The 1,056-nt window shown below is 67.9% G+C and carries 1 protein-coding gene; it reads left to right on the top strand.

From position 1 onward, the window contains the following. The coding region (locus AB0I03_RS27130; RefSeq protein ID WP_360417500.1) for a DHA2 family efflux MFS transporter permease subunit at window positions 1–1,056 on the top strand (1,056 nt) is incomplete at both ends.

Genomic DNA, 1,056 nt, shown 5'->3' with positions numbered 1-1,056 from the left:
TCGGCGACATGTACGGCCGGAAGGGCGTCTTCCTGACGTCCATCGTGATCTTCCTGATCGGCTCCGCGCTGTCCGGCATGGCCCAGGACATGGGCCAGCTGATCGGCTTCCGCGCCGTGCAGGGCCTGGGCGCGGGCGGTCTGATGGTGGGCGTCATGGCCATCATCGGCGACCTGGTCCCGCCGCGGGAGCGCGGCAAGTTCCAGGGCATGATGGCCGGCGTCATGGCCGTCGCGATGATCGGCGGACCGCTGGTCGGCGGCACCATCACCGACCACCTCGGCTGGCGTTGGAGCTTCTACATCAACCTGCCGCTCGGCGCGATCGCCCTGATCATGGTCACCGCGGTGCTGCACCTGCCGAAGAAGCGGTCGCAGACCCGGATCGACTACGCGGGCGCGGCCCTGCTGACCATCGGCATCACCTCGCTGGTGCTGCTGACCACCTGGGGCGGCACCGAGTACGACTGGCTGTCGAAGCAGATCGTGGGCCTGGGCATCCTGGCCGTCGTCGCGCTGGTCGCCTTCGTCCTCGTCGAGCGCAAGGTCAGCGACCCGGTCATCCCGCTCCGGATCTTCCGGAACGCCAACTTCTCGCTCGTCACGGTCGTCGGTTTCCTGGTCGGCTTCGTGATGTTCGGCGCGATGACCTTCCTGCCGCTGTTCCAGCAGACCGTGCAGGGCGCCTCGGCGACCAACTCCGGCCTGCTGCTCCTGCCGATGCTGCTGGCGATGATGGTGGTGTCGCTGATCGCGGGCCGGGTCACCACCCAGTCCGGCAGGTACAAGATCTTCGTCACCGGCGGCGGCGCCCTGATCACCATCGGCCTGGGCCTGCTGGCCCTGATGGACGTCGGCACCACGCGCCTCACCTCGGGCCTCTACATGGCGGTGCTCGGCGCCGGCATGGGCTTCCTGATGCAGACCACGATGCTGATCGCGCAGAACAGCGTCGAGATGAAGGACATGGGCGTCGGCTCCTCGTCCGCGACCCTGTTCCGGACGATCGGCGGCTCGTTCGGCGTCGCGATCATGGGTGCGGTCTTCACCAACCAGG

The sequence above is a fragment of the Glycomyces sp. NPDC021274 genome (genome assembly GCF_040641195.1).
Taxonomy (GTDB): domain Bacteria; phylum Actinomycetota; class Actinomycetes; order Mycobacteriales; family Micromonosporaceae; genus Glycomyces.
The sequence above is the reverse complement of the archived record's forward strand: the minus strand, read 5'-3'. Positions and strand labels throughout refer to the sequence as shown.